Source organism: Micromonospora sp. II (assembly GCF_001709195.1).
Taxonomy (GTDB): Bacteria; Actinomycetota; Actinomycetes; order Mycobacteriales; family Micromonosporaceae; genus Micromonospora; species Micromonospora chalcea.
On the sequence record NZ_LYXF01000035.1, the window covers coordinates 525,927 to 549,504 of the forward strand.

19 protein-coding genes are annotated in these 23,578 nt (G+C 73.1%); 13 read left to right on the forward strand and 6 right to left on the reverse strand.

The features are described 5' to 3' along the window. Window positions 1-6 precede the first annotated feature (6 nt). Window positions 7-723, reverse strand: coding sequence for a maleylpyruvate isomerase family mycothiol-dependent enzyme (locus tag A8711_RS20370; RefSeq protein WP_069089084.1), 717 nt, complete (start codon window positions 721-723; stop codon window positions 7-9). A gap of 221 nt (window positions 724-944) precedes the next feature. Between A8711_RS20370 and rsgA the strand changes: the two genes are divergently transcribed. The 5 genes from rsgA (at window position 945) to A8711_RS20395 (ending at window position 9,239) form a co-directional block, all read left to right on the forward strand. Then, window positions 945-2,024, forward strand: a complete 1,080-nt coding sequence (rsgA, locus tag A8711_RS20375; RefSeq protein WP_069089136.1) for a ribosome small subunit-dependent GTPase A — start codon at window positions 945-947, stop codon at window positions 2,022-2,024. 208 nt (window positions 2,025-2,232) lie between these two features. Continuing rightward, the gene (uvrA, locus tag A8711_RS20380) at window positions 2,233-5,181 is read left to right on the forward strand and encodes an excinuclease ABC subunit UvrA (protein ID WP_069089085.1); all 2,949 of its coding nucleotides are present in this window, start codon (window positions 2,233-2,235) and stop codon (window positions 5,179-5,181) included. A gap of 100 nt (window positions 5,182-5,281) precedes the next feature. Next, on the forward strand, window positions 5,282-5,770 hold the full coding sequence (locus tag A8711_RS20385) for a Rieske (2Fe-2S) protein (RefSeq protein ID WP_064445299.1): 489 nt from the start codon (window positions 5,282-5,284) through the stop codon (window positions 5,768-5,770). Between the two features lie 75 nt (window positions 5,771-5,845). After that, window positions 5,846-7,795 (forward strand): excinuclease ABC subunit UvrC, encoded by a 1,950-nt coding sequence (uvrC, locus tag A8711_RS20390; RefSeq protein ID WP_069089086.1) that lies wholly within the window; start codon window positions 5,846-5,848, stop codon window positions 7,793-7,795. Window positions 7,796-8,582: 787 nt separating this feature from the next. Further along, window positions 8,583-9,239, forward strand: coding sequence for a C39 family peptidase (locus A8711_RS20395; protein ID WP_069089087.1), 657 nt, complete (start codon window positions 8,583-8,585; stop codon window positions 9,237-9,239). A 101-nt stretch (window positions 9,240-9,340) separates the two neighbouring features. Here A8711_RS20395 and recQ read toward each other — a convergent pair whose 3' ends face one another. Then, window positions 9,341-11,212 carry a DNA helicase RecQ gene (gene recQ / locus A8711_RS20400; protein WP_069089088.1) on the reverse strand — a complete coding sequence of 624 codons (1,872 nt, stop codon included), beginning with the start codon at window positions 11,210-11,212 and terminating at the stop codon, window positions 9,341-9,343. A 171-nt stretch (window positions 11,213-11,383) separates the two neighbouring features. Between recQ and rapZ the strand changes: the two genes are divergently transcribed. The 8 genes from rapZ (at window position 11,384) to A8711_RS20440 (ending at window position 18,433) form a co-directional block, all read left to right on the forward strand. Continuing rightward, window positions 11,384-12,307 (forward strand): RNase adapter RapZ, encoded by a 924-nt coding sequence (rapZ, locus tag A8711_RS20405; protein ID WP_043329622.1) that lies wholly within the window; start codon window positions 11,384-11,386, stop codon window positions 12,305-12,307. Further along, complete coding sequence (locus A8711_RS20410; protein WP_043329623.1) at window positions 12,304-13,311, forward strand: 2-phospho-L-lactate transferase CofD family protein; 1,008 nt, start codon at window positions 12,304-12,306, stop codon at window positions 13,309-13,311. Before rapZ ends, A8711_RS20410 begins: the two co-directional genes overlap by 4 nt. A gap of 54 nt (window positions 13,312-13,365) precedes the next feature. Beyond that, window positions 13,366-14,346: a DNA-binding protein WhiA gene (gene whiA, locus A8711_RS20415; RefSeq protein WP_030503240.1), complete on the forward strand. Its 981-nt coding sequence runs from the start codon at window positions 13,366-13,368 to the stop codon at window positions 14,344-14,346. A gap of 263 nt (window positions 14,347-14,609) precedes the next feature. After that, complete coding sequence (gene gap / locus A8711_RS20420; protein ID WP_043329624.1) at window positions 14,610-15,614, forward strand: type I glyceraldehyde-3-phosphate dehydrogenase; 1,005 nt, start codon at window positions 14,610-14,612, stop codon at window positions 15,612-15,614. After that, entirely contained in the window at window positions 15,611-16,810 is a 1,200-nt protein-coding gene (gene pgk, locus A8711_RS20425) for a phosphoglycerate kinase (protein WP_064445300.1), read from the forward strand. The genes gap and pgk overlap by 4 nt, the downstream gene beginning before the upstream one ends. Then, window positions 16,811-17,602: a triose-phosphate isomerase gene (gene tpiA / locus A8711_RS20430; RefSeq protein ID WP_043329625.1), complete on the forward strand. Its 792-nt coding sequence runs from the start codon at window positions 16,811-16,813 to the stop codon at window positions 17,600-17,602. A gap of 95 nt (window positions 17,603-17,697) precedes the next feature. Continuing rightward, window positions 17,698-17,958: a preprotein translocase subunit SecG gene (gene secG, locus A8711_RS20435; RefSeq protein WP_043329626.1), complete on the forward strand. Its 261-nt coding sequence runs from the start codon at window positions 17,698-17,700 to the stop codon at window positions 17,956-17,958. A gap of 130 nt (window positions 17,959-18,088) precedes the next feature. Further along, complete coding sequence (locus A8711_RS20440; protein ID WP_043329627.1) at window positions 18,089-18,433, forward strand: RNA polymerase-binding protein RbpA; 345 nt, start codon at window positions 18,089-18,091, stop codon at window positions 18,431-18,433. Between the two features lie 65 nt (window positions 18,434-18,498). Here A8711_RS20440 and pgl read toward each other — a convergent pair whose 3' ends face one another. From pgl to A8711_RS20460, 4 genes are all read right to left on the reverse strand, one after another. Then, window positions 18,499-19,269 (reverse strand): 6-phosphogluconolactonase, encoded by a 771-nt coding sequence (pgl, locus tag A8711_RS20445; RefSeq protein ID WP_043329628.1) that lies wholly within the window; start codon window positions 19,267-19,269, stop codon window positions 18,499-18,501. Between the two features lie 69 nt (window positions 19,270-19,338). Continuing rightward, entirely contained in the window at window positions 19,339-20,355 is a 1,017-nt protein-coding gene (locus A8711_RS20450; protein ID WP_043329629.1) for a glucose-6-phosphate dehydrogenase assembly protein OpcA, read from the reverse strand. A gap of 31 nt (window positions 20,356-20,386) precedes the next feature. After that, window positions 20,387-21,901, reverse strand: coding sequence for a glucose-6-phosphate dehydrogenase (gene zwf, locus A8711_RS20455; protein WP_043329630.1), 1,515 nt, complete (start codon window positions 21,899-21,901; stop codon window positions 20,387-20,389). A 50-nt stretch (window positions 21,902-21,951) separates the two neighbouring features. Further along, the gene (locus tag A8711_RS20460; protein WP_069089089.1) at window positions 21,952-23,520 is read right to left on the reverse strand and encodes a hypothetical protein; all 1,569 of its coding nucleotides are present in this window, start codon (window positions 23,518-23,520) and stop codon (window positions 21,952-21,954) included. Window positions 23,521-23,578: the final 58 nt, after the last annotated feature.

A 23,578-nucleotide genomic window follows, 5' to 3' on the forward strand; every position in this document is an offset into this window, starting at 1 on the left:
CGATGTTCAGATCCATTCCGGTGGGTTGGGCAGAGGGCCGTCGGGGTCGACGGTGAGCAGCTCGCCCGCGCCCCGGCCGGTCAGCCAGGCGGCGAGTTCCGGCGCGGGGCCGGTGACCGTGGGCGCCCCCTCGGGGTCACCCACGACGAGTTCGGAGGCCGCGCCGTCGAAGCGCAGCACCATGGCCGGCGCGGCCGGATTGCCGGACAGCCCGGTCACCACCTCGTGCAGCAGCCGCTGGGCGAACGCCTCCGGCCAGTCCGCCGGAAGGTAACCGGCCGCCAGGTCGACGTGGTGGACCTCGACCTCGCGCAGCCGGCCCCAGACCAGCATCGCCGCCGGCCAGGGGCCGCGCCGGGTCTGCACGGTGGCGCCCCAGGCGTCCACGGGCATCGCCGCGACCGCCGCGTCGAAGCGCTGGCCGCTGCGGCGTACGTCGTCGAGCAGGTCGGCCGGACCCCGGTCGGCGCCGGCGTCGATGTCGGCGGCGCGCGCCTGCGCCGAGGCGTACATCGGGATGTCCTCGCCGGTGCGTGCGGAGGTGAGCAGGTTGACGAACCCGTCGGCGTTGCGGGCCAGGTGGGTGAGCACGTGCGCCCGGGACCAGCCCGGCAGCAGCGAGGGCGCCGCGACGTCCGCCGCGGTCAGGCCGGACACGGTACGCAGGAGACGGTCGTTCGCCTCGGCCAGCGGGCCGGTCAGCAGCAGGGGGTCGGTGGTCATCGCGTTCTCACGGTTCGACAGTAGCGGGCCCGGGCAGGGCGCGCCGCCGGGGAAATCGCTTTCGGCGCGTCGGCGCGGCACCTACCGTCGGGGCCGACGACCTGGGCCGCCCGGTCCGCGTCGTCGCCAACGCGGCACCGGGAGTCGGAGAGGAGGTGGTGTGCATGCCGGTCGCAGCGCGTGTGCTCCACCACGTATCCCTCGACACCGAAGAGGACACCATGACTCTCGACCTGACCGCCCTCGGCTGGGACGCCGGCTGGGCGGCCCACCTCGACCGGCGCGCCGGCCACCGTCCCGGGCGGGTCGCCCGGGTGGACCGGGGCGTCTGCACCGTGCTGAGCCCCCAGGGGCCGGTGCGGGCCAGCCTCGGCGGCGCCGTGCTCGCCGCCGCCGCCCGTGACCTGACCGCGCTGCCCTGCGCGGGCGACTGGGTGCTGCTGTCCACCTGGCCGGACGGCCCGGTCACGGTGGAGGCGGTGCTGCCGCGGCGTACCGCGCTGGTGCGCCGTACCGCCGGCAAGGACGCCCGCGGCCAGGTGCTGGCCGCCAACCTCGACGCCGCCGCGGTGGTCGAGCCGGTGCACCCGGAACCGGACGCCGCACGGATCGAACGGCTGCTCTCCCTGGCGCACGAATCCGGGGCGCAGCCGCTCGTCGTGCTCACCAAGGCCGACCTGGCCGCCGACCCGGAGGCGGTGGCCCGGCAGCTGGCCGACCTCGCGCCGGGCGTGCCGGTGCTGCCGGTCAGCGCCGAGCGGGGCGCCGGCCTGGCGCCGCTGCGCCGGTTCGTCGGCCCCGGGCGCACGCTCGGCCTGCTCGGCCCCTCAGGCGCCGGCAAGTCGAGCCTGGTCAACGCGCTGGCCGGGGCGGACGTGATGCGCACCCAGGCGATCCGCCGCGTCGACGGCAAGGGCCGGCACACCACCACCTGGCGGTCGCTGGTGCCGCTGCCGGGTGGGGGAGCGGTGCTGGACACCCCCGGCGTACGGGCGGTCGGCCTGCTCGACGGCGCGGCCGGCCTGGACCGTGCCTTCGCCGACATCGCCGAGCTGGCCGCCGGCTGCCGGTACGGCGACTGCGCCCACGACGCCGAGCCGGGCTGCGCGGTGCGCGACGCGCTGGAGGACGGCGCGCTGCCGGTGCGCCGCTGGGAGAGCTGGCGCCGGTTGCAGCGGGAGATCGAGTACGAGGGCGGCCGGCGCGCGGCCCGGCTGGCGGCCGAACGGCGGGGCGGCTGGCGTGGCGGGCGGCGACGTACCGGGCGTCCGGCGCCGCCCCCGGCACCCGGGGCATTCTGAACCTGCGCGAGCCGGTCGGGTGGGCGTGGGTGGTTCCCGCCCGACCGGCCTGAGCTGGGGGAATGTTCGCGAGACGGAAGTTGTCATACGTCGGGGCTAGAGTTGCCGAGGCGTCTTCTCTGCGCCCCGACAACCTGTGAAAACCACCCAGACCCGGCGTCTGGTGCACAGATCCGCCTCATATTCTTCTTCCGGGAGCACACGCACCGTGGCCGACCGACTGATCATCCGTGGCGCGCGCGAGCACAACCTGCGTGACGTCAGTCTCGACCTGCCCCGGGACGCCCTGATCGTCTTCACCGGGCTGTCCGGTTCGGGCAAGTCGAGCCTGGCGTTCGACACCATCTTCGCCGAGGGGCAGCGCCGCTACGTCGAGTCGCTGTCGTCGTACGCCCGGCAGTTCCTCGGGCAGATGGACAAGCCCGACGTCGACTTCATCGAGGGCCTCAGCCCCGCCGTCTCCATCGACCAGAAGTCCACCTCGCGCAACCCCCGCTCCACCGTCGGCACCATCACCGAGGTCTACGACTACCTCCGCCTGCTGTTCGCCCGCATCGGAGAGCCACACTGCCCGATCTGCGGCGAGCGGATCTCCAAGCAGAGCCCGCAGCAGATCGTCGACCGGGTCCTGGCCATGGCCGAGGGCACCCGGTTCATGGTGCTCGCGCCGGTGGTGCGCGGCCGCAAGGGCGAGTACGTCGACCTGTTCGCCGAGCTGCAGGCCAAGGGCTACGCCCGGGCCCGGGTCGACGGCGTGGTGCACCCGCTGACCGAGCCGCCGAAGCTCAAGAAGCAGGAGAAGCACACCATCGAGGTGGTGATCGACCGGCTCAGCGTCAAGCCCAGCGCCAAGCAGCGGCTGACCGACTCGGTCGAGGCCGCGCTCGGCCTCTCCGGCGGCCTGGTGCTGCTCGACTTCGTCGACCTGCCGGAGGACGACCCGGCCCGGGAGCGCCGCTACTCCGAGCACCTGGCCTGCCCGAACGACCACCCCCTCGCGATCGAGGACCTGGAACCCCGGGTCTTCTCCTTCAACGCGCCCTACGGCGCCTGCCCCGAGTGCACCGGCCTGGGCACGAAGAAGGAGGTCGACCCCGAGCTGGTCATCCCCGACCCGGAGCGCACGCTGCGCGAGGGCGCGATCCAGCCGTGGGCCACCGGGCACAACCTCGAATACTTCCTGCGGCTGCTGGAGGCGCTCGGCGAGGCCGAGCACTTCGACATCGACACGCCGTGGCGGAAGCTGCCGTCGCGGGCGCAGAAGACGATCCTGCACGGCTCCGACGACCAGGTGCACGTGCGCTACCGCAACAAGTACGGCCGCGAGCGCTCCTACTACACCGGCTTCGAGGGCGTGGTGCAGTGGATCGAGCGCCGGCACACCGACACCGAGTCGGAGTGGTCCCGGGAGAAGTACGAGGGCTACATGCGGGACGTGCCCTGCGCGGCCTGCGGCGGCGCACGGCTCAAGCCCGAGGTGCTCGCGGTCACCCTGGCCGGCAAGAGCATCGCCGAGGTCTGCAACCTGTCCGTGGGCGAGGCCGCCGACCTGCTCGCCGGCATCGAGCTGACCGACCGGCAGAAGATGATCGCCGAGCGGGTGCTCAAGGAGATCAACGCCCGGCTGAAGTTCCTGCTCGACGTCGGGCTGGACTACCTCTCCCTGGACCGGCCCGCCGGCACGCTCTCCGGTGGCGAGGCGCAGCGCATCCGGCTCGCCACCCAGATCGGCTCCGGCCTGGTCGGCGTGCTCTACGTGCTCGACGAGCCGTCGATCGGCCTGCACCAGCGCGACAACCACCGGCTCATCGAGACGCTGCTGCGGCTGCGCGGCCTGGGCAACACGCTGATCGTGGTCGAGCACGACGAGGACACCATCCGGGTGGCCGACTGGATCGTCGACATCGGCCCGGGCGCGGGCGAGCACGGCGGCAAGATCGTGCACAGCGGCTCGGTGCCGGCGCTGCTCGACAACACCGAGTCGGTCACCGGGGCGTACCTTTCGGGGCGCAAATCCATTCCGACGCCTGCCGGCCGCCGCCCGCAGACGCCGGGCCGCGAGCTGGTGGTGCACGGCGCGCGCGAGCACAACCTGCGCAACCTCACCGTGAGCTTCCCGCTCGGCCAGCTCATCGCGGTCACCGGGGTCAGCGGCTCGGGCAAGTCGACGCTGGTCAACGACATCCTCTACACGGTGCTCGCCAACCAGATCAACGGCGCGCGGCTGGTGCCCGGCCGGCACACCCGCATCACCGGCCTGGAACACGTGGACAAGGTCGTCGGCGTGGACCAGTCGCCGATCGGGCGTACCCCGCGCTCCAACCCGGCCACCTACACCGGCGTCTGGGACCACATCCGCAAGCTCTTCGCCGAGACCACCGAGGCCAAGGTCCGGGGGTACGGCCCGGGCCGGTTCTCGTTCAACGTCAAGGGCGGGCGCTGCGAGGCGTGCTCCGGCGACGGCACCATCAAGATCGAGATGAACTTCCTGCCGGACGTCTACGTCCCCTGCGAGGTGTGCAAGGGCGCGCGCTACAACCGCGAGACGCTCGAGGTGCACTACAAGGGCAAGACTGTCGCCGAGGTGCTGGACATGCCGATCGAGGAGGCGGCCGAGTTCTTCTCCGCCATCCCGGCCATCCACCGGCACCTCCGGACGCTGGTCGACGTCGGCCTCGGCTACGTGCGCCTCGGCCAGCCCGCGCCGACGCTGTCCGGCGGTGAGGCGCAGCGCGTCAAGCTCGCCTCCGAGCTGCAGAAGCGCTCCACCGGCCGCACCGTCTACGTGCTCGACGAGCCGACCACCGGCCTGCACTTCGAGGACATCCGCAAGCTGCTGATGGTGCTGGAGGGCCTGGTCGACAAGGGCAACACCGTCATCACCATCGAGCACAACCTCGACGTGATCAAGACGGCCGACTGGCTCATCGACATGGGCCCCGAGGGCGGCCACCGGGGCGGCACCGTCATCGCCACCGGCACGCCGGAGGAGGTCGCCGAGGTGCCGGAGAGCCACACCGGGCAGTTCCTGCGGCCGATCCTCAAGCTCGACGGCAAGGCCAAGGGCGCCAAGGCGGCCACCAGCCGGGCGGCCAAGGCCAACGGCAACGGCGGCGCCAAGCCGCGGGCCCGCAAGGTGCCGGCCGCGGCGCGCTGACCGACGTCCTCCATGCGATGCCCGGTACGTTGACGCGCCAGTATGAACCGTGCCCCACGCTGGTGCGTGTTTCCGCAGTAAGCCGAGAGAAAGGCCGGATATGAGTGATGATCAGGCATTGACCCGACCGGTCACCCAGAGCCGCCGTGCCCTGCTCGCCGGAGCCGGGGCGGTCGGCGCGGCAGTGGTCCTCGCGGGCTGCGGCAGCGACGACGAGGCCTCGCCCGGGCTCGCCCCGACCAGCGGCGGCCCGCCCGGCGCCACCGCCACCGGGGACGCCGGCGGCGGCGACCGGGCCGGCAGCAACTCCGTGGCCCGCACCTCGGACATCCCGGTCGGCGGCGGCGCGGTCTTCGCCAGCCAGGGCGTGGTCATCACCCAGCCCGAGGCCGGCCAGTTCAAGGCGTTCGACCCGATCTGCACGCACCAGCGCTGCCCGGTGTCGAACGTCGACGGCGGCACGATCAACTGCACCTGCCACAACAGCCGCTTCTCCATCGTCGACGGCTCGGTGAAGGGCGGCCCGGCCACCAAGCCGCTCGCCGCGAAGGACATCACCGTCGACGGCGACCAGATCCGCCTGGCCTGACCACCCGCCGCGCCCCCGGTCACCCGGGGGCGCGGCGGCGGCCGGGTGTCAGGGGTGCGGACTAGGCTTGACAGCGTGGCTGACCCCTCGACGTACCGTCCCGCGCCCGGCACCATCCCGGAGTCGCCAGGGGTCTACCGCTTCCGCGACGGCACCGGCCGGGTGATCTACGTCGGCAAGGCGCGCAACCTGCGCAGCCGGCTCAACTCCTACTTCGCCGACCCGGTCGGCCTGCACCAGCGCACCCGGCAGATGGTCTTCACCGCCGAGTCGGTCGACTGGATCACCGTCGCCACCGAGGTCGAGGCGCTCCAGCAGGAATACACCTGGATCAAGCAGTACGACCCGAGGTTCAACGTCCGCTACCGCGACGACAAGTCGTACCCCTATCTCGCGGTCACACTCGACGAGGAATACCCCCGGTTGCAGGTGATGCGGGGCGTCAAGCGCAAGGGCGTGCGCTACTTCGGGCCGTACTCCCACGCCTGGGCGATCCGCGAGACGCTCGACCTGCTGCTGCGCGTCTTCCCGGCGCGGACCTGCTCGTCCGGGGTGTTCAAGCGGGCCGGGCAGGTCGGCCGGCCCTGCCTGCTCGGTTACATCGGCAAGTGCTCCGCGCCGTGCGTCGGCAGCGTCACCGCCGACCAGCACCGGGAGATCGTCGACGGTTTCTGCGACTTCATGGCGGGCCGCACCGACACCATGGTCCGCCGGCTGGAGAAGGAGATGCTCGACGCCAGCGAGCAACTGGAGTTCGAGCGGGCCGCCCGCCTGCGCGACGACGTCGCGGCGCTGCGCCGGGCCATGGAGAAGCAGACCGTGGTGCTCGGCGACGGCACCGACGCCGACGTGGTCGCCTTCGCCGACGACCCGCTCGAAGCCGCCGTGCAGGTGTTCCACGTCCGCGGCGGCCGGGTGCGCGGCCAGCGCGGCTGGGTGGTGGAGAAGACCGAGGAGCTGAGCACCGGCGACCTCGTGCACCACTTCTGCACCCAGGTGTACGGCGGCGAGCAGGGCGAGGCCGACGTGCCCCGCGAGCTGCTCGTGCCCGAGCTACCCGGCGACGCCGACGCGCTCGCCGACTGGCTCTCCACCCGCCGGGGCAGCCGGGTGTCGCTGCGGGTGCCGCAGCGCGGCGACAAGCGGTCGCTGCTGGAGACCGTCGAGCGCAACGCCAAGGACGCGCTGGCCCGGCACAAGCTCAAGCGGGCCGGCGACCTGACCACCCGCAGCCAGGCGCTCGACGAGATCGCCGACGCGCTCGGCATGAACACCTCGCCGCTGCGCATCGAGTGCTACGACGTCTCCCAGATCCAGGGCACCGACGTGGTCGCCAGCATGATCGTGTTCGAGGACGGGCTGCCCCGCAAGAGTGAGTACCGCCGCTTCATCGTGCGCGGCGCCACCGACGACCTGTCGGCCATGTCCGAGGTGCTGCGGCGGCGCTTCGCCCGCTACCTCGACGCCCGCGCCGAGACCGGTGAGCTGGGCGAGGAGACCGCCTCCGACCCGGACCGCCCCGGCATCGACCCGACCACCGGGCGGCCGCGCAAGTTCGCGTACCCGCCGCAGCTCGTGGTGGTCGACGGTGGCCCGCCGCAGGTGGCCGCCGCCGCGAAGGCGCTCGCTGAGCTGGGCATCGACGACGTGGCGCTGTGCGGGCTGGCGAAGCGGCTGGAGGAGGTGTGGCTGCCCGACGACGAGTTCCCGGTGATCCTGCCCCGCACCTCCGAGGCGCTCTACCTGCTGCAACGGGTCCGCGACGAGGCGCACCGCTTCGCCATCACGTTCCACCGGCAGCGGCGCTCCAAGCGGATGACCGAATCGGCGCTGGACAACGTCCCCGGCCTCGGCGAGGTACGCCGCAAGGCGCTGCTGCGGCACTTCGGCTCGCTGAAGCGGCTGTCGTCGGCCACCGTGGAGGAGATCACCGAGGTGCCCGGGGTGGGCAGGCGTACGGCCGAGGCGATCCTGGCCGCGCTGGACGGCTCCACCGACGCCACCACGGCCGCCCCCCGTTCCTGACCCTTCGCCTGCTCGCGCCTGCTCGCGCCTGCTCGCGCCTGCTCGCGCTGGTCGCGCCTGCCGCCGTGGGCCCCCGGCCGCTGTCCAGCGTGCGTCAACCAACGCCCGTTGTCCGGCCCGCCGGCCCGCCACCGCCGTCGCGTGCCGTGGGTGGAACGCCATGGGTGTCTCGGGCTGCTTTTGACACCCATGCCGCTCCAGTCGCCGTCGCCAGGTGCCTCGGGTGGAACGCCATGGGTGTCTCCGCCCGCCTTTGACACATACGCCGTTCCAGCCATGGCTGTTCCCGGTGGGCGGAACCGTCCACCTTGCAGTTCGTGCGTAACGTATGACCGCTTTGTGAGGCTTGCCCGGGGGGCCGACTGCAAGGTCTGCCGTGCGCGTGCACCGCGAAGGCGCCGCCCAGTGCGCCCTGGGGCCGGTGTCCGGTTTGCCGGGGTGGCGCGTTGTGGTCGGCGCCATGCTCACGGCGGAATCCGGGGTGGGGTGCAGGCGTTGTACATGGCTGACCGCCCAGGCACCAGAGCCGAGCGCTCAACCCCGGTCCGCCCGGCGCCACGGGGCAGGTCACGGGAATCGCCCCGGCCCGGCCGTCGTTACATCCCCCGACGACGAGCACCCCCGCCGGCGGGAATGACCTCGGCCCGGTGGTCGTTACATCCCCGAGCCGCGGAGCAGCCCCCTTTCGGGGCGCCCGCGTGCCAGCCCGCTCGACGGGCGCCCCCCAAGACTTTTCCCCTTCGCGGCACCCCCGCCGCGTATCCCCCATTTCAGGGAGGCAACCATCATGGCTACCACTCTGCTGCGCAAGACCGTTCTGACCGCTGCCGGTGTCGTCGCCACCGCCGGTGGCATCGCCGGCCCCGCCGTCGCCGCCCACGCCGCCCCGGCCGAGAAGGCCGCCATCGTCGCCGACCGCAAGAGCGGTCATGGTGAGCGTGAGCTGGACGTCCGCTACGAGGCCCAGCCCAACTTCTACTTCTGCGGCCCCGCCGCCGCCCGCAACGCGCTGAGCGTGCAGGGCAAGAACATCGACGTGCACGCCATGGCCCGCGAGATGGGCACCACCGAGGCCGGCACCAACTCCATCAACGACATCACCCCGGTGCTGAACAAGGAGACCGGCGCGAAGGACGCCTACAAGTCGGTCGAGATCAGCACCCCCAAGGCCGACGACAAGCAGACCGACAAGCTGCGCGCTGACGTGGTCAAGACCGTCGACGCCGGCCGGGCCGTGGTGGCCAACATCGCCGGCACCGCCACCGACACCGACGGCACCACCCACTCCTTCGAGGGCGGCCACTACATCAGCGTCATCGGCTACCGCGACGACGGCAAGACCGTCACCATCGCCGACAGCGCCGACCCGAACACCGCCACCTACCGGATGAGCATCGACAACCTCGCCGACTGGATCGCCACCCGCGGCTACAGCACCAGCTAAGACCAACACCGCCGCACCCATGGCTGCAGAGCAAGAACGGGCAGCACGCACACCGGAAGGGCCCGACCCCCACCACAGGGGGTCGGGCCCTTCCGCGTACGTCAGGAATCGGTGAGTACGGCCAGGATCGCGTCGCCGTACTTGGCGAGCTTGTTCTCGCCCACCCCGCTGACCCGGGACAGCTCGGCCAGGGAAGCGGGCGGCTCGGCGGCGATCTGCCGCAGCGTCGCGTCGTGGAAGATGACGTACGCCGGGACGCCCTGCTCCTTGGCGGTGGCCGCGCGCCACGCGCGGAGCCGCTCGAAGACCGGCGCGGCGGCGGGGGAGAGGTCGGCGACCACAGTGGCCGCGCCCCGGGGCTTGGCGGACCGGCCGGCCGCCGGCCGCTCCGGCTCCTTGCGCAGCGTGACCGTACGGCGGCGGCCGAGCACGTCCGCGCTGGCCTCGGTCAGCGCCAGCGTGCCGTAGTCGCCCTCGACGGCGAGCAGACCCTCGGCGAGCAGTTGCCGCACCACGCCCCGCCACTCGGTCTCGCGCAGCTCGGTGCCGATGCCGAACGTGCTGAGCGAGTCGTGGCCGTGCTGGTCGATCTTGTCGGTGTGCTTGCCGAGCAGGATGTCGATGCTGTGCCCGGCGCCGAAGCGCTGGTTGCGTTCGCGGTCGAGCCGGTAGACGGTGGAGAGCAGCTTCTGCGCGGCGACAGTGCCGTCCCAGGACTCGGGCGGGTCGAGGCAGGTGTCGCAGTTGCCGCAGGCGGCCACGCCGGTCTCGCCGAAGTATTCGAGCAGCTGGGCGCGGCGGCAGCGGACCGTCTCGCAGAGCGCCAGCATCGCGTCCAGGTGGGCGGCGAGGTTGCGCCGGTGCGCCAGGTCGCCCTCCGACGTCTCGATCATCTTGCGCTGCTGCACCACGTCCTGCAGGCCGTACGCCAGCCAGGCGGTGGACGGCAAGCCGTCGCGCCCGGCGCGGCCGGTCTCCTGGTAGTAGCCCTCGACCGACTTCGGCAGGTCCAGGTGGGCGACGAAGCGTACGTCGGGCTTGTCGATGCCCATGCCGAACGCGATGGTGGCGACCATGACCAGCCCGTCCTCGCGCAGGAAGCGCTGCTGGTTGGTGGCGCGGGTCGTGGCGTCCAGCCCGGCGTGGTACGGCAGTGCGGGGATGCCGTTGGCGACCAGGAACTCGGCGGTCTTCTCCACCGAGGCCCGGGACAGGCAGTAGACGATGCCGGCGTCGCCCGGGTGCTCATCGCGCAGCAGGCTGAGCAGCTGGCGGCGGGGCTCCCGCTTCGGCACGATCCGGTACTGGATGTTGGGCCGGTCGAAGCTGGCCACGAAGTGCCGGGCCTCGGTGAGCCGCAGCCGGGTGGCGATCTCGGTGCGGGTCGCCCGGGTCGCGGTGGCAGTCAGCGCGATGCGCGGCACGTCCGGCCAGCGTTCGTGCAGCATCGACAGGTTGAGGTAGTCGGGGCGGAAGTCGTGCCCCCACTGCGAGACGCAGTGCGCCTCGTCGATCGCGAACAGCGCGATCCGGCCGCGTTCCAGCAGGCCGAGCGTGGACCGCACCGCGAGCCCTTCCGGGGCGAGGTAGAGCAGGTCCAGCTCGCCGGCCAGGTAGGCCGCCTCGACCCGGCGCCGCTGCGCCGGGTCCTGCGTCGAGTTGAGGAAACCGGCGCGTACGCCGACGGCGGTGAGGGCGTCGACCTGGTCCTGCATGAGCGCGATCAGCGGGGAGACCACTACCGCCACGCCGTCGCGGACCAGCGCGGGGATCTGGTAGCACAGCGACTTGCCGCCACCGGTGGGCATGAGCACCAGCGCGTCGCCGCCGGACACCACGTGTTCGACGACGTCCTGCTGGAAGCCGCGGAAGGCGTCGTACCCGAAGACCCGCCGCAACACGTCGAGCGCGTCGCCGGTCGGTGGGGAGCCGGCCGGTGCGGAGGTGGTCCGCTCGTCGGTGGGGGAGACCATCCGCGCAGTCTACGAGCGTCCCCCGACAGCGCCCGTCCGGCGAGCCGGTCCGGGGGTGGCGACATGTTCCGGCGGTCACCCCGTGGAATCCCGGACGGGGTCGCAGCCGTTAGAGTCGCTGATTGACCATGCGCGGCCGACCGGCCGCGGCGCCACGGCTGGGGGTAGCGGGTGAGCGAGGCGCGTACAGCGGGTGACCTGGGGCCGAGCGAGGCGGAGACGGCGCCGGCCGAGTCGGACACCTCACTGGTGGTGGTGACCGGGCTCTCCGGCGGCGGGCGCAGCACGGTGGCCCGGGCGCTGGAGAACGTCGGCTACTACGTGGTCGACAACCTGCCCCAGGCGCTGCTGCTCGACATGGCCGAGCTGGCCTTCAAGGCCGGCGGCGCGGCCCGGCGTACGGCGATGGTGCTGGACGTGCGCTCGCGCGCCTTCTCCACCGACCTGGCCGGGGCGATCCGGGAGCTGCGCGAGCGCGGCTTCTCCCCCCGGGTGGTCTTCGTCGACGCCGACGACGAGGTGCTGATCCGCCGGTTCGAGAGCGTGCGCCGCTCGCACCCGCTGCAGGGCGACGGGCGGCTGGCCGACGGCATCGCGGTCGAGCGGACGCTGCTGGAGGAGGCACGCGAGCAGGCCGACGTGATCATCGACACCAGCCACCTGAACGTGAACCAGCTTCGGCGCCGGGTCGAGGAGCTGTTCGGCGGCGAGGACGCCCGCCGGCTGCGGATCACCGTGATCTCGTTCGGCTTCAAGTACGGCCTGCCGCCGGACGCCGACTTCGTGATGGACGCCCGGTTCCTGCCGAACCCGTACTGGGTGCCGGAGCTGCGCGAGCACACCGGCCGGGAGGAGGCGGTCAGCGCGTACGTGCTGGGCCAGGAGGGCGCGGACGCCTTCGTGGCCGGGTACGCCGACCTGGTCAACGCCACCACCGCCGGTTTCGAGCGGGAGGGCAAGCGCTACCTGACCGTGGCGGTCGGCTGCACCGGCGGCAAGCACCGCAGCGTGGCGATCGCCGAGGAGCTGGCCGCCCGGCTGCGCCGCTCCGGTATCGCCGCCAACGCCCAGCACCGGGACCTGGGGCGGGAGTGACCCCGACCAGGGTGGTCGCCTTCGGTGGCGGGCACGGGCTCTCGGCGTCGCTGCGGGCGCTGCGGCACTGCGTACCCGAACTGGACCTGGACATCACCGCGGTGGTCACCGTCGGCGACGACGGCGGGTCCAGCGGGCGCCTACGCGCGGAGCGCGGCGGCCTGCCCCCGGGTGACCTGCGTCAGGCGCTCGTGGCGCTGGCCGGCGACCATCCGGCCACCCGGCGCAGCGCGGCGCTGTTCCAGTACCGTTTCACCACCGCGACGCCGCCCCCGCCGACGCTCGCCGCGCCGGTTCCGGCCGCCCGCGCCGGCGACTCGCTGGCCGGCCACGCGGTCGGCAACCTGTTGCTGCACGGCCTGACCGAGCTGCTCGGCGATCCGGTGGCCGCGCTCGACCACGCGGGCGCGATGCTCGGCGCGGTGGGGCGGGTGCTGCCGATGTCCCGTCAGCCGGTGGGCATCGAGGCCCGGGTCCGCGGCGCGGACCCGGCCCATCCGGACGAGGTGTCCACCGTGCGCGGCCAGCACCAGGTCGCGGTCACCCCGGGCACCGTCGAGTCGCTGCGGCTCAACCCACCCGCGCCGGCCGCGTGCGCCGAGGCGGTGACAGCGGTACGCGCCGCGGACTGGCTGATCTTCGGGCCGGGCAGCTGGTACACGAGCGTGCTGCCGCACCTGCTGGTGCCGGGCCTGGCCGACGCGATCGTCTCCAGTCCGGCGCGGCGGCTGGTGACGCTCAACCTGGTGGCGGAGAAGGAGACCTCCGGGCTCTCCCTGCCCGACCATCTGGACACGCTGCGGCGCTATCTGCCCGAGCTGAAGGTGGACCGGGTGCTGGCGGACTCCACGGCGGTGGGTGATCCCGCGGCGGTCGAACGTGCGGCAGAATCGCTTGGTGCCCGGCTGGTCCTCGCTCCCGTCGCCGTCCTCGACGGCACGCCCCGTCATGATCCAGCCGCACTGGGCGCCGCGCTGGTGCCTGTCCTGCGCGCCGATCGTTAGACACGTACGTAATCACCGGCGACACGCCGGAACCGGTCCGTGAGGGGGCGCACTATGGCGATGACGGCTGCGGTCAAGGACGAGCTGAGTCGGGTCGACGTGCCCAAGCCCTGCTGTCGGCGGGCGGAGATGGCCGCCCTGCTGCGTTTCGCCGGCGGCCTGCACATCGTGTCCGGCCGCGTCGTGGTCGAGGCGGAGCTGGACACCGGCGCGGTGGCCCGCCGGCTGCGGCGGGAGGTGGCCGAGGTCTACGGCTACCCGAGCGAGATCCACGTGCTCGCCTCCGGCGGCCTGCGCAAGGGCAGCCACTTCATCGTGCGGGTGGTCAAGGACGGCGAGGCGCTCGCCCGGCAGACCGGCCTGCTCGACGTGCGGGGCCGCCCGGTGCGCGGCCTGCCGCCGCACGTGGTGGCCGCGAACGTCTGCTGCGCCGTGTCGGCCTGGCGGGGCGCGTTCATGGCGCACGGCTCGCTGACCGAGCCGGGCCGTTCCAGCGCGCTGGAGATCACCTGCCCCGGCCCGGAGTCGGCGCTGGCGCTCGTCGGCGCGGCCCGCCGCATCGGCATCACCGCGAAGAACCGCGAGGTGCGCGGCGTGGACCGGGTGGTGGTCAAGGACGGCGACGCGATCGCCGCGCTGCTCACCCGCATAGGAGCGCACTCCAGCGTGCTGGCCTGGGAGGAGCGGCGGGTACGCCGGGAGGTGCGCGCCACCGCCAACCGGCTGGCCAACTTCGACGACGCCAACCTGCGCCGCTCGGCCCGGGCCGCGGTGGCCGCCGCCGCCCGGGTGACCCGCGCGCTGGAGATCCTCGCCGACGACGCGCCCAACCACCTGACCTCGGCCGGCCGGCTGCGGCTGGAGCACCGTCAGGCGTCCCTGGAGGAGCTGGGCGCGCTCGCCGAGCCGCCGCTGACCAAGGACGCCATCGCCGGCCGGATCCGCCGGCTGCTCGCGCTGGCCGACAAGCGCGCCCGCGACCTGGGCATCCCGGATACGGAAGCGGCAGTCACGCCCGACATGCTCGTGGTCTGATAGGACTCGGGCGGCGAGCACGCGAGCGGGATCACCACCCGCCGCAGCGCGACGCCGCACGCTCGGATATGGTCGCTGCGTACGGCAAGGGGGCCGCGCACAGGCATCCCTCGCCGTGCTCACCGCCTCGGGCGGTCAGGTCTCCGTGACCGCGGCGGGGTGGCCGAGATGACATGTCGACGGCCGGCTCCAACGGTCGGCGCACACACCTCCGCCGGCCCCGGTCTGGCGCCGGCGGACCAGAACGCGAGGAGATGGGACCTGTGACCATCCGGGTTGGCATCAACGGCTTCGGCCGGATCGGCCGCAACTTCTTCCGGGCAGTGCTGGCGTCCGGCGCTGACATCGAGGTCGTGGCGGTCAACGACCTGACCGACAACGCGACGCTCGCCCACCTTGTCAAGTACGACAGCATCCTGGGCCGCCTCCCGCACGAGGTGAAGGCCACCGCCGACGAGATCACCGTGGGCGGCAAGACCATCAAGGCGTACGCCGAGAAGGACCCGGCGAACCTGCCGTGGGGCGAGGTCGGCGCCGACGTCGTCATCGAGTCCACCGGCTTCTTCACCGACGGCACCAAGGCGAAGGCGCACCTCGACGGCGGGGCCAAGAAGGTCATCATCTCCGCGCCGGCTAAGAACGAGGACGTCACCGTGGTCATGGGCGTCAACCAGGACCAGTACGACCCGGCCAAGCACAACATCATCTCGAACGCCTCCTGCACCACGAACTGCCTCGCGCCGATGGCGAAGGTGCTGCAGGACACGTTCGGCATCCAGCAGGGCCTGATGACCACCATCCACGCGTACACGCAGGACCAGAACCTGCAGGACGCGCCGCACAAGGACCTGCGCCGGGCCCGCGCCGCCGCGCTGAACATCGTGCCGACCTCGACCGGCGCCGCGAAGGCGATCGGCCTGGTGCTGCCGGAGCTGAAGGGCAAGCTGGACGGTTACGCGCTGCGCGTGCCGATCCCGACCGGCTCGGCCACCGACCTGACCGTCACGGTCGGCCGGGAGACCACTGTGGACGAGGTCAACGCCGCGCTCAAGGCCGCCGCCGAGGGCCCGCTGCGGGGCATCCTCACCTACAACGAGGACCCGATCGTCTCCGCCGACATCGTGACCGACCCGGCGTCGTGCATCTTCGACGCGCCGCTGACCAAGGTGATCGGCAACCAGGTCAAGGTCGTCGGCTGGTACGACAACGAGTGGGGCTACTCGAACCGCCTGGTGGACCTGGTCAAGCTGGTCGGTAGCTCGCTGTGAGCATCCGCAACCTCGACGACCTGCTCGCCGAGGGGGTGTCGGGTCGGCGCGTGCTGGTGCGCGCCGACCTGAACGTCCCGCTCGACAAGCAGACCGGTGAGATCACGGACGACGGCCGGATCCGGGCCGTCCTGCCGACGCTGAGCGCGCTGGTGCAGGCCGGCGCGAAGGTGGTCGTCTGCTCGCACCTGGGCCGCCCGAAGGGCGCGCCGGACCCGCAGTTCAGCCTCCGCCCGGTCGCCGGGCGGCTCGGTGAGCTGCTCGGCGCCCCGGTGGCCTTCGCCGAGGACACCGTCGGTGACTCGGCGCGGTCCACCGTGGCCGACCTGGCCGACGGCCAGGTGGCGCTGCTGGAGAACCTGCGGTTCAACAAGGGCGAGACCAGCAAGGACGACGCGGAGCGGGGCGCGTTCGCCGACCAGCTCGCCGCGCTCGGCGACGCCTACGTGGACGACGCGTTCGGCGCTGTGCACCGCAAGCACGCCAGCGTGCACGACGTGCCGGCCCGGCTGCCGCACGTCGCCGGCCGGCTGGTGCTGCGCGAGGTCGAGGTGCTCAGCCGCCTCACCGGCTCCCCGGAGCGGCCGTACGTGGTGGTGCTGGGCGGCTCGAAGGTCTCCGACAAGCTGGCCGTGATCGAGGCGCTGCTGCCGACCGTGGACCGGCTGCTCATCGGCGGCGGGATGTGCTTCACCTTCCTCAAGGCCCAGGGCCACGAGGTGGGCACGTCGCTGCTGGAGAAGGACATGGTCGAGACCTGCCGCAACCTGATGGAGCGCGCGCCCGGCAAGATCATGCTCCCGGTCGACGTGGTGGCCGCCGACGCGTTCGCGCCGGACGCCGCGCACGACACCGTGCCCGCCGACGGCATCCCCAGCCACCGGCTGGGCCTGGACATCGGCCCGGAGACGGTGGCCGGCTTCGCGGCCGCGCTGTCGCAGGCGAAGACCATCTTCTGGAACGGCCCGATGGGCGTGTTCGAGATGGCGGCGTTCGCCAACGGCACCCGGGGCGTGGCCGAGGCGATCACCAAGGCCGACGCGTTCAGCGTGGTCGGTGGCGGCGACTCGGCCGCGGCGGTGCGCGCGCTGGGCCTGGACGAGTCCTCGTTCGGGCACATCTCCACCGGCGGCGGCGCCTCCCTGGAATACCTGGAGGGCAAGACCCTCCCCGGCATCGCGGCTCTGGAGAACTGAATGGCGAGCACGACCCGCCGGCCGCTGATGGCCGGCAACTGGAAGATGAACCTGAACCACCTCGAGGCCAACCTGCTGGTGCAGAAGCTGGCCGCGAGCCTGAACGAGAAGCAGCTCACCGACGTCGAGTGCGTGGTGCTGCCGCCCTTCACCGACCTGCGTACGGTGCAGACCGCTGTGGACGGCGACAAGCTGCTGATCGGCTACGGCGCGCAGGACCTGTCGCCGCATCCGTCCGGCGCGTACACCGGTGACATCGCCGGGCCGATGCTGGCGAAGCTGGGCTGCGGCTACGTGGTGGTCGGCCACTCCGAGCGGCGGCAGTACCACCACGAGGACGACGCGCTGGTCAACGCGAAGGTGTCGGCGGCGCTGGCGAACGGGCTCACCCCGATCCTCTGCATCGGCGAGGGCCTGGAGGTCCGGGAACAGTCGGGGCAGGTGCGGCACTGCTGCGACCAGCTCGACGGCGCGCTGAAGGGGCTCACCGCCGAGCAGGTCACCAAGGTCGTCGTCGCGTACGAGCCGGTCTGGGCGATCGGCACCGGCAAGACGGCCACGCCGGAGGACGCCCAGGAGGTCTGCGGCGCGGTGCGCAAGCGCATCGCCGAGACCTACGACGAGGGCACCGCCGAGCAGGTCCGGATCCTGTACGGCGGGTCGGTCAAGGCGTCGAACGTCGCCGCGATCATGGCGCAGCCGGACGTGGACGGGGCCCTGGTCGGGGGCGCCAGCCTGGACGCGGAGGAGTTCGCGCAGATCTGCCGGTTCCCGGAGCACACCGCCCGCTGATCGCTCGCTATCCTTGACGCTGCCCGTCCACCGGCCGGTGCCGCAGTGCCCGACAGGTCCGGGCAGTGATCGCAACGAGAGGACTGACCCCCGCCATGCCGATCTGGTTCGCCTACACGATGATCACGTTGCTGGTCATCACCAGCGTGCTGCTCGTCCTGCTGATCCTCCTGCACCGCGGTAAGGGCGGCGGGTTGTCGAGCATGTTCGGGGGCGGCGTCAGCTCCAGCCTGGCCGGTTCGTCCGTGGCCGAGAAGAACCTCGACCGCTACACCGTTCTGGTGGGAATCGTCTGGTTCGCCTGCATCATCGGGCTCGGGCTCTGGCTGCGGTTGCAGATGGCCAACGGCACCTGAGTCGGCGCTGAGAAGCGTACAATCTGCGCGCGGTCCGTCACGGACCGCGCGCAGTTTTGTTTCTCCGCGCGTCGCCCGTCGCCCACCCCCTCCGGCGGCGGTCCCCTCCGACGACAGGGAGCGAGCAACCGTGCCCAGCAACAACGTCATCCGCGGCACCCGGATCGGGTCCGCCCCCGAGCGCTTCGACCAGCGCGTGGAGCCCGCGCCGCGCCGCCCGGTCGTCTACTGGTGCCGCCACGGTCACCGGGTCGAGTTCCTGATCGCCGCCGAGGCGGAGACGCCGGCCACCTGGGAGTGCCCCCGCTGCGGCGAGCCGGCCGGCCCCGACCCGGGCGACCCGCCGGGCCGCCAGCGCGCCGAGCCCTACAAGACCCACCTGGCGTACGTGCAGGAGCGGCGCACGCCGGAGGAGGGGGAGGCGCTGCTCGCCGAGGCCCTCGACGCGCTGCGCCGACGTCGTGGCCGCGACTGAGCCGAGGCGTTAAGAAGGGGCCCCTTCTCTACCGGAGACGTTAAGAAGGGGCCCTTCCTTACACCTCAGCGGAGGCTGCGCAGGCGCGGCGGCACGTTGGCCGCCGCGGCCCGGTCGAGCAGCCAGAGCGTACGGGAGACGCCCTGCACCCCGGCGGCCGGCAACTGCACCGGCCCGGCCCCGGCCAGCGCCATGCCCACCGCCCGGGCCTTGTCCGCCCCGGCGGCGATCAGCCACACCTCCTCGGCCGTGTTGATCGTCGGCAGGGTCAGCGTGGTACGCACCGGCGGCGGCTTCGGGCTGCCCCGTACCGCGCTGACCGGGCGGTTGTCGTGGTGCACCGGATGCTCCGGGAACACCGACGCCACGTGCCCGTCCTCGCCGACGCCGAGCATCAGCACGTCGAAGTGCGGCACGATCGCGTTCCCGGGCCGGGCGGCGGCGGCCAGCTCCCGCGCGTACCCGGCGGCGGCCGCCTCCGGGTCGTCACCGGCCGGGCCGTCGGACGCCGGCATCGGGTGCACCCGGGCCGGGTCCAGCGGCACCGCGTCCAGCAGCGCCGCCCGCGCCTGCGTCTCGTTGCGCTCCGGGTCGCCGGCGGGCAGGAACCGCTCGTCGCCCCACCACACGTCGACCCGGGACCAGTCGACCGCGTCCCGGGCGGGCAGCTGCCCGACCGCCCGGTACACCGCAGCGGCGATCCGCCCGCCGGTCAGCACCACCGACGCCTGGCCGCGCTCGGCCTGCGCGTCGAGCAGCTTCACCACCAACCGGGCCGCCACCGCCTGCGCCAGCAGGTCGGGGTCGGCGTGTACGGCGACACTCGCCTCAGTCATCCGTCGAGCCCTCGTGTTCCGACCGCCCACCGGCGGTCACCTGTGCCTCCGACCACCCGGTCCGGGCGGTCACTCGTTCGCGGTCGCGCCCGCGTGCGCGGTCACGCCGGCCTCGGCCCGCTGGGCGGTCGCCGGATCCTTCCACACGTGCACCCGCTGGGCGGGCCGCTGGTCGAGTCCGGTGATCCCGGCCGCAGCGCCGAGCGCCTCCGCGTACACCTGGTCGGCGTCGAGGCGGCGCAGCTCCTCGGCCAGCTCGTCACCGAGCGGCCGGCGCACCAGCGGCAGCGTGCGGTCCTCCTGCCCGGTACGCCGGAACACCGCGATGCTGTCGTCGCGGGTCAGCGTCAGCTCGTCGCCGTTGGCGCAGCGCAGCTGCACCTGACGCATGCGCGGGAACTCGTCGGTCCGCTCCCAGGTCGGTTCGATGCCGAGCCGGGCCTTGAGCCACCCGCTCATCAGCGCGGCCGTCGGATCCGACGGGGGCGCCACCACGCTGGCCTCGGTGACCCGGGCCTGGGTGGTGTCGAACGCGCCCGCCACCAGCGTGCGCCACGGGGTGATCCGGGTCCACGCCAGGTCGGTGTCGCCGGGGGCGTAGTCGTGGGCCCGCTGCCGCAGCGCGGCGATCGGGTCGGCCGCCTGCGCCGAGTCGGTGATCCGCCGGTCGGCCACCACACCGAGGAAGTCGGTGGCGATCTCCTCCGGCGGCTCGCCGTGCCACCACGTCACCACCGGTACGTCCGGGACCAGCAGCGGCATCACCACGGATTCGGCGTGCAGCGCGAGCCGCCCGTACATCCGGGTCACCACCGCCTCGCACGGCCCGAGCCGGCCGCCCACGACGATCTCCGCGTCCAGCCGGTTGCGGTCGCGCTCCACGTCGGAGCGGACCACCACGAGCAGGCGGCAGGGGTGCGCCGCCGCGGCGATGGTGGCGGCCGCCTCGGCCTCCCGGACCCGCTTCTCGTCCACCACCACGATCAGCGTGAGCGCCATGCCGCTGGCCACCCCGCCCGCGCTGCGCCGTTCCGCGGCCAGCGCCTTGACCACCTCGTTGCCGGTGGTGTCCCACAGCCCGATCAATGGAGCCTCCTGGTTCGCTCGCAGTGCTCGCTCACGCTCTCCGCCAAGCCCGGCCCTCGCGGGCCAGCATCTCGTCGGCGGCCCGGGGTCCCCACTCGCCGGCCCGGTACGGCTCCGGCGTCGTGCCCTCCCAGGCGTGTTCCAGCGGGTCGACGACCTGCCAGCTCTGCTCGACCTCGGCGGCGTCCGGGAACAGCGTCCGGTCGCCGATCAGCACGTCCAGCACGAGCCGCTCGTACGCCTCGGGGCTGGACTCGGTGAACGCCTCGCCGTACTGGAAGTCCATCGCGATGTCGCGGACCTCCATCGTGGTGCCCGGCACCTTGGAGCCGAACTTCAGCACCACGCCCTCGTCCGGCTGCACGCGGATGACGAGCTGGTTGGGACCGAGGGACTCCATGTCGGCGGCGTTGAACGGCAGGTGCGGCGCCTTCTTGAACATGATGGCCACCTCGGTGACCCGCCGGGGCAGCCGCTTGCCGGCCCGGATGTAGAACGGCACCCCGGCCCAGCGCCGGTTCTGGATGCCCAGCTTCACCGCCACGTACGTCTCGGTGGTGGAGCCCGCCGGGACGCCCTCCTCCTCCAGGTAGCCCTTGGCGCGCTCGCCGCCCACCCAGCCGGGCAGGTACTGGCCCCGCACGGTGTCCTCGGAGACGTCGTGCGGCACGGTGATCGCCTTGAGCACCTTGAGCTTCTCGGCGCGGATCTCGTCGGCGTCGAAGCTCGTCGGCTCCTCCATCGCGACCAGCGCGAGCAGTTGGAGCAGGTGGTTCTGGAGCACGTCACGGGCGGTGCCGACGGAGTCGTAGAAGGCGGCCCGGGTGCCGATGCCGACGTCCTCGGCCATGGTGATCTGCACCGAGTCGACGTACTTGGAGTTCCACAGCGGCTCGAACAGGTTGTTCGCGAACCGCAGCGCCAGGATGTTCTGGACCGTCTCCTTGCCCAGGTAGTGGTCGATCCGGAACACGTCCTGGCGGGTGAAGACGTCGTCGACCAGGTCGTTGAGCGCCTTGGCCGAGGGCAGGTCGTTGCCGAACGGCTTCTCCACCACCACGCGGCGCCAGCCGCCGGACCTGTCGTTGTCCGCCATGCCGGTGCGGGCGAGCTGCTTGAGCACCACCGGGAACGCCGCCGGGGGGATGGAGAAGTAGAAGGCGGCGTTGCCGGCGATGCCGTGCGAGTCGCGCAGCTCGTCGAGCGTGGCGGCGAGCTGGTCGAACGCGGCGTCGTCGTCGAACGAGCCGCCGACGAACTTGATGTTGCCGGCCAGCCGGGCCCACACCTCCTCCCGCCACGGGGTGCGGGCGTGCTTCTTGGCCGCCTCGTGCGCCACCGACTCGAAGTCGCCGTCGCCCCAGTCCCGGCGGGCGAAGCCCAGCACCACGAAACCGGGCGGCAGGAGCCCCCGGTTGGCCAGGTCGTAGACCGCCGGCAGTAGTTTCTTGCGGGCCAGATCGCCGGTCACCCCGAAGATCACCAGGGCACACGGCTCGGGGATCCGGGGCAACCGCCGGTCCTGGACGTCGCGCAGCGGGTTCACCGGGCCACCTCCTCCTGCGTCTCGGTCCGCTGATTCCAGGTCATTGATCGTCACGTGCGTGTCCGTCCGGCCGTATCCAGCAGCTGGGCGACGCCAGCCGCCCGCTTGGTCAGGTGCAGTCGCAGCACCGGTCGTTCCCGGCCGGCCAGGGCCCGCCGGTCACCGGCGGCCTGGGCCGCCTGGAGCTGCGCGAAGGTGTACGGACGACCGGGCACTTCCAGATCATCGGTGACCGCACCGGTGATCTGGAGGTGCCGGCCGCGGGTGTCCGTGTGCTCCGGCCGGCGCGGTCCCCAGGTGAAGGTGACCGGCCGCCGGGTGTGCCGTGCCAGCAGCGGGCGCAGCCCGGCCAGCGCCGCGTCGGCCCGCGGGTCGAGGTACGCGGTGACCGCGAGGTGTTCCCGTTCGCCCAGCTCGTCGAGCAGCCAGCACAGCGCGCCGGTCAGGTCGGCCGGCGCGCCGCTCGGGGCGTACACCTCGATCGCGTCCTCCACCGACGACGGCGGCCCGCTGTCCGCCTCGTCGTCGGCCGCCGCGGCGGCGGGCGCCGCGAACGGGTCGGTCCGCAGCGTCACCGCGGCGGTCGCGGCGGCGTAGGTCCAGGTGAGCAGGTGCGCGCCGAGCGGCCCGTTGACGGCGACGTCGGCGGCCACGCCCGGGCCGACGCCCGCGCCGAGGGCGCCGCCGAGACCGACTGTGAGCACGCCCGGCCCGGTGGCGCCGGGGGAGTCGGGGGACTCCACGGCCACCGGCAGGAGCCGTCCGCCGGTCGCGTCGGCGAGCAGCGCGCCCGCCCAGCGGCCCAGGCCGTCGAGTCCGGTGCCGTCGGGGACCAGCGCGACCGTGTGCCGGCCCTCGCCGGGCGCCGCGCCCAGGGCCGCGCCGAGCGCGAGGCCCGGGTTGTCCCGGGCCCGGTCGAGCGCGGCGGTGAGCGCCTCCGCCTCGTCCAGCACCTCGGCGACCGGCGCGCCGGCCAGCGCCGCCGGGACCACGCCGAACGCGGTGAGCGCGGCCCACGGCCCGGCCACGCCGGGCTCGGCCGGGAGCACCACCGCGCCCAGCTCGTCGGCGCGCGCCGCGAGGTCCGTGCCGGGCTCGGTGACCACCACGACGTGCCGGGCGGCATCCGGGCCCTCGTCCGCCCACGCCTGCCGGTAGGCCCGCAGGTGGGCGTCGGTGGTCCGGTCCAGGCCGTGCCGGGCGGCGAGCACCAGGAGGGTACGCGCCGGGCGGTCGGCGAGCGCGGCCCGGACCGGCCCCGGATCGGCGGTGTCGAGCACCGTCACCGGCCGGCCCAGGCATTCGGCCAGCACCTCGGCGGCGAGCGTGTCGTCGGGGGCGCCGGCCAGCACCACGTGGTCCAGGTCGCTCAGCTCGGCGGCCAGCTCGGCGAGCTGGGGGAGCAGGTCCCGGCTGCGCCGGTGGGCGTGCAGCCAGCCCAGCCGGTCGAGGGCCGCCGGCTCGGCGGCGGGCCCCCAGAGGGCCGGGTCGGCGGCGGCGAGCCGGGCCGGGACGTCGTGGGCGACGAGCGTGGCGCGCGCCGACGCGCCCAGGGCGTCCGCGCCGCGCACGGCCAGACCGGCGGCCATGTCGGCCCGCCCGGCCAGCAGGTCACTCACGGTGCCGCCCCTCACCCAAACCACGGTACGGCGCGACGCGCCCCGGGGCCGGGCCCCG